Origin of the sequence: Pseudobythopirellula maris, from assembly GCF_007859945.1 — a bacterium.
In the GTDB taxonomy this organism is placed as follows: domain Bacteria; phylum Planctomycetota; class Planctomycetia; order Pirellulales; family Lacipirellulaceae; genus Pseudobythopirellula; species Pseudobythopirellula maris.
Genome location: NZ_SJPQ01000003.1, coordinates 564,494 through 575,794, shown reverse-complemented (window position 1 = coordinate 575,794; position 11,301 = coordinate 564,494). Strand labels below are relative to the sequence as shown.

10 protein-coding genes are annotated in these 11,301 nt (G+C 63.9%); 3 read left to right on the top strand and 7 right to left on the bottom strand.

The features are described from left to right. Positions 1-14: 14 nt before the first annotated feature. Together Mal64_RS15070 and Mal64_RS15065 are read left to right on the top strand one after the other, a co-directional pair. A complete protein-coding gene (locus Mal64_RS15070; RefSeq protein WP_146401711.1) occupies positions 15-698 on the top strand; it encodes an exosortase-associated EpsI family protein in 684 nt (227 codons plus the stop codon). A 48-nt stretch (positions 699-746) separates the two neighbouring features. Then, a complete protein-coding gene (locus Mal64_RS15065; RefSeq protein ID WP_146401709.1) occupies positions 747-2,006 on the top strand; it encodes a glycosyltransferase family 2 protein in 1,260 nt (419 codons plus the stop codon). 49 nt (positions 2,007-2,055) lie between these two features. Here Mal64_RS15065 and Mal64_RS15060 read toward each other — a convergent pair whose 3' ends face one another. From Mal64_RS15060 to Mal64_RS15030, 7 genes are all read right to left on the bottom strand, one after another. Then, positions 2,056-3,087 carry a glycosyltransferase gene (locus tag Mal64_RS15060; protein WP_146401707.1) on the bottom strand — a complete coding sequence of 344 codons (1,032 nt, stop codon included), beginning with the start codon at positions 3,085-3,087 and terminating at the stop codon, positions 2,056-2,058. Further along, entirely contained in the window at positions 3,084-3,620 is a 537-nt protein-coding gene (locus Mal64_RS20315) for a serine O-acetyltransferase (RefSeq protein WP_146401705.1), read from the bottom strand. Before Mal64_RS20315 ends, Mal64_RS15060 begins: the two co-directional genes overlap by 4 nt. 126 nt (positions 3,621-3,746) lie before the next feature. Next, on the bottom strand, positions 3,747-4,685 hold the full coding sequence (locus Mal64_RS15050) for an NAD-dependent epimerase/dehydratase family protein (RefSeq protein ID WP_146401703.1): 939 nt from the start codon (positions 4,683-4,685) through the stop codon (positions 3,747-3,749). 31 nt (positions 4,686-4,716) lie between these two features. Further along, positions 4,717-5,262 (bottom strand): dTDP-4-dehydrorhamnose 3,5-epimerase, encoded by a 546-nt coding sequence (gene rfbC, locus Mal64_RS15045; RefSeq protein WP_146401702.1) that lies wholly within the window; start codon positions 5,260-5,262, stop codon positions 4,717-4,719. An 11-nt stretch (positions 5,263-5,273) separates the two neighbouring features. Then, on the bottom strand, positions 5,274-6,287 hold the full coding sequence (locus Mal64_RS15040; RefSeq protein WP_146401700.1) for an NAD-dependent epimerase/dehydratase family protein: 1,014 nt from the start codon (positions 6,285-6,287) through the stop codon (positions 5,274-5,276). An 18-nt stretch (positions 6,288-6,305) separates the two neighbouring features. Further along, entirely contained in the window at positions 6,306-7,178 is an 873-nt protein-coding gene (gene rfbF / locus Mal64_RS15035) for a glucose-1-phosphate cytidylyltransferase (RefSeq protein ID WP_146401698.1), read from the bottom strand. A gap of 15 nt (positions 7,179-7,193) precedes the next feature. Continuing rightward, positions 7,194-8,213: a glycosyltransferase family 2 protein gene (locus tag Mal64_RS15030; RefSeq protein WP_146401696.1), complete on the bottom strand. Its 1,020-nt coding sequence runs from the start codon at positions 8,211-8,213 to the stop codon at positions 7,194-7,196. A gap of 508 nt (positions 8,214-8,721) precedes the next feature. Here Mal64_RS15030 and Mal64_RS15025 point away from each other — a divergent pair. Beyond that, positions 8,722-10,719, top strand: a complete 1,998-nt coding sequence (locus tag Mal64_RS15025) for an endonuclease (RefSeq protein WP_146401694.1) — start codon at positions 8,722-8,724, stop codon at positions 10,717-10,719. Positions 10,720-11,301 lie beyond the last annotated feature (582 nt).

The following is an 11,301-nucleotide window of genomic DNA, read 5'->3' as shown; positions in this document are numbered from 1 at the left end:
CAAGCAGATATCTCATGTCCCATCGCAACGGGGTTGCTTACTCGTCGGTTATCACAGCCATGGCGCTGACCCTCTTTTCAGGAGCCATGTTCGGGGCGATCACCCAGCGGTGGGGCATGTCGCAAGACTCGATCGAAGCGGCGAGCAAGCTGGCCAGCATCCCCCAGCAGTTCGGCGATTGGCAAGCGATCGAGACCGAACCGATCGACCAGTACGTTTGCCAGGTGCTCCGTCTTCAGGGGCATCTCAAGCAGCAGTACCGCAACTCGCGCACCGGCGAGATGGTCGAGGTCTACCTGGTGCTCGGGCCTGCGGGACCGATCTCCGTGCATCAACCCGAGATCTGTTTCAAGAACCACGCCTACAAGCAGCGGAGCGAGCGCGAGTTGGTAGCCGTGGGGTCCGATCAGAGCCAACAGATGTGGTCGCTGATCTTCGATCCCTCGGAGTCCAATCTCGACGGCGAGATCGTGCGGGTCTACTACGGCTGGACTCATGGCGGGGAGCTACGCGCGCCCGAAGACGCCCGGCTCGCGTTCGTCGGCAGCTCGCACTTGTACAAGCTGCAGGTGACATGCCAATTGCCCCCGACCGCCGATCTCGAGCGCCAAGACCCCTGCGGCTCCTTCCTGCGTGATTTCCTGCCCGTGCTCAAACCTTGCCTCAACCCCGCGGATTCTTTGGTTGCTTGGAACTAGCGAGATATCCCGCCTAGCACGCCCTTAATAAACGTTAGCGACGAATCAATGCTGATTTTTGTTGGATGGTCGGTCGCGACTCTGTGCATCGTGCCGAGCCTCGTGCTCGCGGCGGAATGCCTGGCGGCCATGACAGCCCCCCGGCCGCAGGGCCGCAACGCCGTTGCACCGCAAGCCGATTGGGCCGACTCGAATGGTCAGCGACCGCGGCTCGGTGTGCTGATCCCTGCGCACAACGAAGAGCTCGTGCTGCGAGACACGCTCCGTTCGTTGAGACCCCAGCTCCTGGCGGGCGATCGCTGCCTCGTCGTCGCCGACAATTGCGAAGACTCCACTGCGCTGATCGCCGAGCAAGAAGGCGCCGAGGTGTTGGTGCGCAACGACTCGCAGCGGCGCGGCAAGGGCTGGGCGCTTGACGCTGGACGGAACGCCTTCCGGGATTCGCCGCCGGAGGTATTGATCATCGTCGATGCGGACACACGCGCCGAACCCGGGGCGCTCGACCGCCTCGTGAGAGCAGCCCACGCGACCGACCGACCGGTGCAGGCGACCTACCTGATGCCCTCCGCGACCCAGGGCGGCGCCGACGGCGTTTCCGCATTTGCGTGGACGGTCCGCAACTTGGTCCGTCCACTGGGCCTGCACCGCATGGGCTTGCCTTGTTTGCTCAACGGCTCGGGCATGGCGTTGCCATGGCGGCTCGCCGATCGGGCGCCGCTGGCGGGTGGGCACATCGGCGAAGAGTACAAGTTGGCGGTCGACCTGGCGCTCACCGGCTCGCCTCCCGTCTTCTGCCCCGAAGCTGTGGTCCTAGGTACAATGCCAAACGAGCAGAAGGTGGCTGTCGCGCAACGCCGCCGCTGGTCGCATTCGCACCTGGAAATCTTACGGACCTCGGCGCCCCGGTTGCTCGCCCGCTTTCTCACGTCGATGCGGATCGCTCCGCTCACCTTGGCGCTCGATCTTGCCGTGCCGCCATTGATCCTGCTGCTGGCTTGCCACCTCGTGGCGATAACGCTTTTCGCGGCGATGTCGTACATAACGCCGGCGGTTGTCACGCCGCTCGCAGCGACTGTGGCAAGCCTGTTGCTAAGCGGCGTATCGATCCTCGCCGCCTGGCGCCGGTTTGGCGGCTCGCACTTGCCGAGCGGCCAGTCGCCCAGCAACCTGTTGCTTGCGGCGCCCCGGTACGTATTGCTCCACGCCCCGCATTACTTGTCCTATTTTGGGCGCCGTCACACGGAATGGACGAAGACGCCACGCGACACGCCCACCGGGGTCGAGAAAACCAGCGGGGTAGGTCAATAGCGGGGCAAGGCGGTAACGAATTGGCGGGCGGGCGTTGTGGTCGCGATGCTTACGCCGACGCGCACTCGCTGGCGTTGGACTTGTACTCGATGATGCCGGTTGGCTTGTTCTGAGCCCGGGTCCGGATCGACTTGAACACGCCCCACGAAATCGCTGGCTTCGAGAGCATCGTGAGCCAGCCGTACTCGAGACTTGCGAGCCAACTATGGCCTTGGCGACGCGCGTGGCGTGCTATCCTAGCCGATTGGACCAACCAGCCGAGGCCCGCTGCGAACAAGACGGTGACGCACCCAACGGCTCCGAACATCCACGCGGCGAGCATCGAGGCGACGAGGCTTACGAACGGGTAGGCCACGCCCCACACCATCGCGCTGCGAAGCATGCGGTCGAACACGCCCAGCCGGAAACGCCGTTCGACGTCCCATCCGCCGTAGCCGCTGCGGATCTGTCGTGTCCACCAGGGGCGGAAATGCGTGATGTCGGCGTCGTGGAGCGTCATCTCTTGATCGAGGCGATGGATCGTCCAGCCGGCGGCTCGCAAACGTTTGCAGAACTCCGGCTCTTCGCCGGACGGAACCGATGCGTCGAACCCACCGGCCTGTTCGTAGGCGTCGGCGCGGACAACAAAGTCGCCCCCAATCGCCAGAGCTTCGCCGGTAGGGGTGTCCCATTCGATGTCGCACAGCCGATTGTAGGCGGAAGCCTCGGGACGACGCTCGCGGCGTCGACCGCCGACCACGCCGACGTCTTTATGCTCATGCAAGAAAACGGTCGCGGCGTTTGGCCATCCTTCAGCGATCTCACAGTCGCCGTCAACGAACATCACCAGCTCGGTCGAGGGCGACAGCTCCCGCAACCTTTGAAATCCCTCGTGACGGGCGCGGGCCGCAGTGAAAGGCTTCGCAGGATCGAGTTCGACGACAGCAAAGCCAAGCGGCGTGGCCGCAGCCACACTCGTGTCGGTCGAACCCGAGTCGACGTAAACGCCCGTAAGCCCGCAATCGCGGATAGATTCGAGGCAGCGTATTAGCCGGGCGCCTTCGTTCCGGCCAATCGCTACGACAGCCAGGCTTCCGGTCATGGCGTGTACGTTCTTTCTGGCCGTTCGTGCCGGTATTTGACAACCTTGGCGGGAACGCCCACGGCGACCGCGTCGTCGGGTACGTCATTCAAGACGACCGCATTGGCGCCGATCACGGCGTTCTTGCCAACACGAACTGCGCCGAGGATCACCGCTCCCACGCCGATGTCAGCGCCGTCGCAGATGACCGGCAGCTCGAAATTGTGGTTGGTGCGGACAACGCCGAAGGTGGTGTTCTGGCGGATCATCACGTCGTCACCGATCGTCTCGGCGTGCAAGATCATGCCGCCGTGGTGCCAGATCCGCACCCGCCTGCCGACCTTAACCGTGTAGGGCAGGCTGACGCCGCAGGTCCATTCCACTACGCGGTAGAGCAGCTTGTAGGCGATAGAAAACGGCGCCCTCAGCAGCTTGCTGCGGATGCCCATCCTCCAGTTGCCGAAGCGGTGGACGGCCAACGCCCAGAAACCTTGCTCGAGCGCGAGCCCGTCGTGGGCCCGCAAGTCTTCACGCCACAAAGACCATAGACTCATGCCCAACGGATTGAGATTCGACTGGCCCATGTGCGCCGGAGGTGCGGCCCGCAGTGGTGCGCCGGAGTCGGGGGGGCTCTCTAACGCTTGTCGAGCGAGTGGGGCGGGGGCGATGCTCATCGGCTCTCAAACCATGGACGGAACGGACTCGTAGAACTCCGCGACCTCGTCCCAAGCGCGGCTCTCGTCCCAGCCGAAATCGGCGCCGTTGAGCGGCTCGGTGTTGACCCGCACCCGCGGCTCCGCGAACTCGGTTTGCGACGCCAACTCCAACTCGCAAGGAAGGCCTAGGCGTGGACGCATCTCGCGGGCGAATCGCTCGGCGAACGCGCCCTGTGCCTCGGCGTAGCCGCTCGGGCTGCAGTGGGTGTAGCCGTTGGCGGGCGGGTTGGTCACAAAGCGAGCGTAAGCCGCGGCCAGCAAAGAGACCGGCACGTTGTCGCGCACATAGAGCGGCGTCCGCACGCCGGCCGTTTCCTCGGCGCGCCAGGTCTTGATCAAGTAGTTCGTGAACCGCGGCTCCTCAAGGGGACCGAACGGGTTGGGGATGACAAACTTGCCGAGATCGGCGCCCTCACGCCGGGAGTAATGGCGGAACAACTCTGCGGTGAACGCCTTGCTCATCCCATAAGGGGAGAAGTGGGGCAGCCCCTCTGACCCGGCGCCCTCGCCACCCTCAAAAACGCTGCCGGTGAGCACCACCCGCATCCCTTTCTCCGCCGTGGCCCGGAGGACTCGAGTCAGACCCAACGTGTTGTTGGCCACCGCCCGGCAGATGTCGAAGTCGGGGCTCTTGTACTCCGTCACGTCGGCGCCGTGGGCGCAGACCGCATCGTAGTGCTCGTCTTCGATTGCGCTGGCGAACCGCTCGTCGCCAAAACGCACGCCGAAGCGCGGCTCGACAAAGCCGAGCAGCGACGCCACTCGGTGCGCACGTGGCTCGCCGTCGTACTCATCCGCTTTCGGGCGAGTAAAGGTTGCGACCACTTCGTGACCATTCTCGGTAAGTTGCTTGGCAAACCAGTACCCCGTGAAGGAACTGGCGCCGGTCATCAGAATGCGCATGGGGGGGAACGCCTAAGCGATGCGGAGGGTCTCAGACCAAGTGGTAGGCTTCGTCGAAGTCGGGCCAGCTCGCGTCTTTTTCAGAAAGCACGACGGGCTCGATCGGCCATTCGATGCCGAACCTTGGGTCGTTGTAGCGGACGCCGCGCTCGGCCTGGGGGGCGTAGAACTCGTCGACGAAGTAAAGCGCCTCGGTTGACGGCTCGAGCGTGATAAAGCCGTGGGCGAAGCCTTTCGGGACGTAGAGCATACGGCGGTTCTCGGCCGACAGCTCGATCCCATACCATTCGCCAAAGGTCGGCGAATCGAAGCGGAGGTCGATGATGCAGTCCCACAGCGAGCCCTTGATACAACGCACCACCTTGGTCTCGGCGTGGGGAGCGAGCTGGTAGTGCATCCCCCGAAGGGCGCCGCGATCGGTGGTGAGCGAGTTATTCACCTGCAAGAAGTTCTGCGCGAGGTCCAACTCGCCGAACTCGTTCTCGCAGAACACTCGGGCAAAGAAACCACGGTCGTCGCCGCGTTTCTCCAGGTCGATCACGTACGCGCCGCTAAGCGGTGTCTCTTCAAAAATCAATTCATTTCTCCTTAGACGGCCGACGCGGGGGAAAGCATCTCCATGCGATCGCGGAGCGTGCGGAGCCGCACGAACCGGTCGCCCTCGAAGTCGATCTTGTTGAAGCCGTGGTCGACCATCGCCCGGTGCAGCTCTTCCATGCCGCTGGCGAGCGTGTACTGGAGCTTGAATCCGGGGAGCAGCTTGCCGAGCTTGTCGAACTTCACACGGTAGTTCCGCGGGTCCTCGCCCACCTCGCCGGTGTAAGCCACCTCGGCCGTGGGAATCAGCTGCTTGACCAAGTCGCCGACGTCGCGGACTTGGTAGTTCTCCTGGTTGCCGCCGACGTTGATCGCTTGGTTGTGGATCGCCTCACGCGGCGCCTCGGCGAACGCCACGAAAGCGCGAGCGATGTCGCGACAATGAACGAGCGGCCGCCACGGCGAGCCGTCGCTCTTGATGCGGATCTCTCCGTACGAGAGAGCCGAGCCGAGCAGGTTGTTCACCACCAAGTCGATCCGCAGCATCGGCGAGTGGCCGTAGGCCGTGGCGTTGCGCAGCGAGGCGGTCGAGAAGCCGTCGTCCGACAACTCCCAAAGCCGCTCCTCGGTCTCGATCTTGCTCTGGGCGTAGGCGGTCAGTGGGTTGAGCGGGTCGGTCTCTTCGAGGTCCAGCTTCTCACCGGCGCCGTAAACCGAGCAGGAGCCCGAGAACAGGAAACGCCCCACGCCGGCCGACTTCGCGCGGCGCGCCAGCTCGACCGACTTGTCGCGGTTGACCGACAGGGTGATCTCGGGGTTGAGGTCACCCATCGGGTCGTTGCTGATCGCCGCCAAGTGACAGAGCGCGTCGTGACCCTCAAGGTCGCCTTCGGTCACGTCGCCGACGTCTTTGAGGAGCTCCACGTCGGGCCGAACGAACGGCTCCCACTCGCAACCCTCGAACAAGCCGAGGTCGCAGCCAGTGACGCGATGGCCGGCCGCCTTGAGCAACTCGACCAAGTGGACACCGATGTAGCCGAGGTGGCCGGTGACAAAGATGTTCATCGTGTGCGTTGCTTCCGTTCAGGCGTTGAGTGTGGTCTGGGAGGATCGCGTTGCGTCACCGCTCGCGTCGACGTCGGTCGGCTTGCGGGCCCACGGCGCTTCGCCGCTCGCCCACAAGCCTTCGAGAGTTTCTTTGTCCCGCTGGGTATCCATGCACTGCCAGAAGCCCGGGTGCTTGTACATCGACAGCTGGTGATCGGCCGCCAGGTTGACCAGCGGGGCGCGCTCCAGCACACACGCCTCGTCGGCGCTGAGGTATTCGAGGAAAGCCCTCCGGAAGAAGAAGTAGCCGCCGTTGATCCAGCTCTCCTCGAATTCGGGCTTCTCGGAGAACTCCAGCACGTTGTTGCCTTCGAGGCGGATCTCTCCGAACCGCGAGGGCGGGTTCACCCCGAGCACCGTGCCGATCCGGTCGTGCGTCAGATGGCAACGGAATTCGTCGCCAAGGTCGGCGTCGCAGACGCCGTCGCCGTAGGTCACGGCAAAGTGCTCGGCGTCGCCGAGGTACCGCTGGGCGGCCCGGGCGATCCGGCCGCCGGTCATCGTCTTATCGCCGGTAAAGGCGAGTGTGACGCTCCAGTCGTCCTTGTGCTCGACCGAGTGGATCGTCGCCTCGTTGTTCGACAGGTCGACCGTAAAGTCGCTGTTGAGCGACGAGTAGTGGAGGAAGTATTCCTTAATCACCTCTGCCTTGTAGCCGAGGCAAAGGACGAAGCGTTTGAAGCCGTGGGCCGCGTAGGACCGCATGATGTGCCATAGGATCGGCCGGTGGCCGACCTCGATCATCGGCTTGGGGCGGAACTCGGTCTCTTCGCGAAACCGGGTGCCGAGACCGCCGCAGAGAACAAAGACCGGGACATCCGCGAGCGAAGGGGGCGAGTCTGCTGGCATCGGGGGAGGGGCTCTTTAGGAGGGGCTCGTGTCGGGCCGGAGGCGATCGGCCAAGGCGGGGTTCGGCACCGGACGGATCCGGAAGCCCGTGACGAATACGCTGTTGCGAATCAAATCACTGAGCATGTATGGGGGGTCATTGTCAACGCGGTTTGTTAAGCGCGTGCGAAGCCTCCATAAACATTGCCCTGCGATCGCCGCCGCGTCGGCTACCGTGGCGTGCGCAACACCGAAGTTTTTTAGGAAGTAATGCCGACGCGCTAGAAACCAATAGCGCGCCACGCGTTTAGGCTTCGCGACGGTGTCGGTGATGCCGGTGGTCTGGCCCACCAGGTGCACGATGCGGCTCTCCGGGACGTACCATGTCGTCCAGCCGGCCCGCTTGGCCCGGAGGCAGTAGTCGACGTCGTCAAAGTAGGTGAACAGGTCTTCGTCCAGGAGCCCGACCTTCTCTATCACATTGCGACGGACCAGCAACGCGGCGCCAGGCACCCAGCCGCACTCGTGCGGCTCTTCGCGGTCGGGCGGGGCGATCACCCACGGCGAGAGAGCCCTCGACGCCACCCCCAGTCGCAGCCGCGATTCGAACTCGTTCACGGCGTTCAGAACTCGCCGTGCGGCCCGCTGCGATTCGCCGTCGGGGTACTCCAGCCGGCTGCCGCACAGGCCGACCTCGGGCCGCTGACGCATGAAAGCGACGAGCTTCTGGATCGCGCCCGGCAGCACGACTGTGTCGTTATTTAGCAGGAAAACAGCGTCGGGGGGCGTAGGCCCCTCCATCGCCGGTCTGATCACGGCGTTGTTGCCGCCGGTGAAACCTCGGTTGGGGGAGATCGCAGTGAGCGTCACACGCTCGGCGAGGCCGAGCTCGTTGATCGCCTCGCGAAGACGCTGGGTCTCCTCGTCGCCCGAGCCGTTCTCGCAGAGCGCCACGTGTGCCTCGGGCAGCGCTTCGAGCTCGGGCTTGAGGGATCGTAAGCAGTCGGTCGTGAGACGGCTGCCGTGGTAATTGACCAGGACGATCAGCAGGTGCATGGCGGGGAGCGGGTAGCAGAGGCTCGCGAAAACGGCGAGACGCGAGTCGACGGGGCGGTGTCGCTGGTCTCGGTTGCTGTCGCCCTGAAGATACTGCTGGAGCCGTCATGCTGGAACCATCTGTTTAACAATTAAGCGGCATAAAGCACCAGAAAGATGGTCGCCGACCAGGCCCATTTCATGGAATGTTAACGCAATTTGCGGGTATCCAGTTCGGCGAGACCCTGACAGAAGAGACGTCAAAAAATGTGTATATGAATACTGCAATAGGAACTTGAAAAGGCGATTGCTCGCGCGTCACATTTCGGCAATGATCTCCGCCTCTCTCATTGTCGTGCGCGCCCGTGAGCAGGAGTCGCACCCCACCCAGGACGAGCGCTCCAGTGCGGGCGTCCCCCCCCCCACACACTTTGCCTCGTAGCTTCTCACCGGAATACGAGAAGAGTCCCAGCGTTGCGGTCGGATCGACCAATCGCAGCGCGCCCAAACCATTCGGAGTATTTGTCGTATGAAGTTCTTTCGAAGCGCCGCAGCAGCCCTGTCTCTTTCCCTCTTAGCCTTCAGCGGCGCGGCGACCGCTGACCAATGGGACTCACCCGCGTCGTACTACAACGCGGCCTCCGGAAGCGGATCGACTCTCAAGAATCAGCTCCGCTCGATCATGTCGAGCGGGCACATCCTGCGTTCGTACGGCGATTTCCGATACTCCGCGGCGATCACCGATCAGGACCCCAACAACCCCAGCAGGATCTTGCTGGTTTACAACCGCGCGTCGGTGCCGGCCACTTGGAACAGCGGCAGCACCTGGAACCGCGAGCACCTCTGGCCGCAGTCGCGTCAGCCCGGCAGCGCGTCGAACTCCTCACGCAACAACCTGTCCGATCCTCACTCGCTCCGCCCGTCGAACCCCAGCATCAACAGCTCGCGCGGCAACAAGCCGTTCGGCTACGACAACACGACCGGCAGCTACGGCAGCCAAGGCTCGTACTACTTCCCCGGCGACGCCGACAAGGGCGACGTCGCGCGGGCGATGTTCTATCACGACACCCGCTGGGGCTCTTACGGTTTGTCGCTCACCGATGGGTTCCCCGGCGGCAACCAGATGGGCGACTTGTCATCGATGGTAGCCTGGAACTACCTCGACACGCCCGACGAGTTCGAGCGTCGCCGCAACCACACGATCTACAGCTCGTCCTACAACCCGTCTTACTACACGAACAATCGCAACGCCTACGTCGACCATCCGGAGTACGTATGGTCGGTGTTCGTCGACCAGCAGAACGACAGCCGGCTGTACGTTGGCGGCGGCCCCGACGCCAACGGCGGCTCCTCGCTGGACGTTGACCTCGGCCCCGTCATCGTCGGCGCCACGCCGGGCTCCACTTCGCTCTCGCTCAACAAAGTCGGTCAGGACGGCGTGTACTACGAGGTGACGGCGAGCGGCGACGCGACCTCCTCGGTCAACGGCCGCTACAACGCCTTCGCCATCAACTCTTCGGGGGCCGACTCGCGTTCGCTCAATGTCGGGCTGAACGTTCCGGCCTCGACGCCCGGCGCCTTCGCGGGGCAGGTGACGATCGACAACCTCGACATCACGACCGGCGGCGGCGCCGGCCGCGGGGCGAACGATCAGAACGACGTGATCGACGTCTACGCCACAGTTTACGATCACGCCTCGCCCTCTTTCGCTTCCGGCGTGGAGCAGACGAGTCTACTCTTCGACTTCGGCGTCGTCGCGCAGGGCGCCTCGCTCGCCGATTTCGAGTTCGACCTGTTTAACTACGAAGCCCTTGCGGGACTGACCGCTGGTCTCGACCTCGACGGGTTCTTCGGCGTGGGCGACACCTCGGCGTTCAGCGTGGACGGCTCGCTCTTCAGCGGGTTGGTTGCCGGCGCTTCGGAGGCGTTCACCGCCTCGATGAGCACCTCGGTCCTCGGCTCGTTCAGCGCCGACTACACCTTCAGCTTCTCTGACGAAGACCTCCCCGGCGCCGCTTCGCTCGGCGATCTGACCCTCACCCTCACCGGCGCCGTGGAGGCGGCGGGCATCCTGGGAGACTTCAATGGCGACACGCTGGTCGACGCCCTGGACATCGACATGCTCTTCGCCGCGATGCCCGACACGGTCCCACCGGGCGACGCGATTTACGACCTCAACAACGACGGCGCCATCGATGGCGACACCAACGGCGCCGACGACACGGACCTCGAGGTGCTGGTCCACGCCTTGCTGGGAACGGAGTTCGGCGACTTGAACCTAGACGGCTCGATCGCCATCGATGACTTCTCGACCCTGTCGGCAAACTTCGGCATGACCGGGGCTGGTTGGGCGGATGGCGACCTCAACGGAGACGGCCTCGTCACGATCGATGACTTCTCCTTGATCTCGGCAAACTTTGGGTTCTCGGGTTCCGCCGGCCCTTCCGTTTCCGTGCCCGAGCCCACGGCGTTTGGGGTTTTGCTGGTCGGCTGTCTGGGAGTCGTGGCCCGCCGGCGGAGCTGCTAGATCGGGATTCGAATTGGTGTGGACTCTCGGCCCGTGGGGCTCGTGGGGGCTGTGGGCGCGAGTCGCACGGCGGCTCGGCGTGCGGCCCATCGCAAGAGAAACGCGGCTGTCTGGCTGAATCACGCCATAGGCCGACACGCCAAAGGATGACGCAACACACAGGCGTGCTAGGATCGTGGCGACACGAACCGGCACGCCTGTGTTTTTTATGGCGCATCGCGGACGCTGATCGCTCGCGTCGGCGGTCCGGCTGGCTTGACGGGCCGGCACTTGGTCCGGAGAGACCGCTTGTACTCTAGGCCCGCGTAGCGGAACCGGACACGGTAGCGACCCGAGGCGGGGTCGATTTCTAGATCGCACTACCGCTAGCCGTAGCGTTGTTATCGCCATATCGACGTCGAATCACACCGCCACACACGCTACGTATCCGTGCGATTCGCACTAGGCTGGCCATTTGGGGGCAGTGGGAGCGGAAGAGAGCGTTCTTGTGACGCAATCATCCTTTCCTACTGCCCAATGACGGGCCACCAATGTGACCGCCACACGGGCGCCACGGTGTGTCAGACCCGTGTCAGGTGGCCC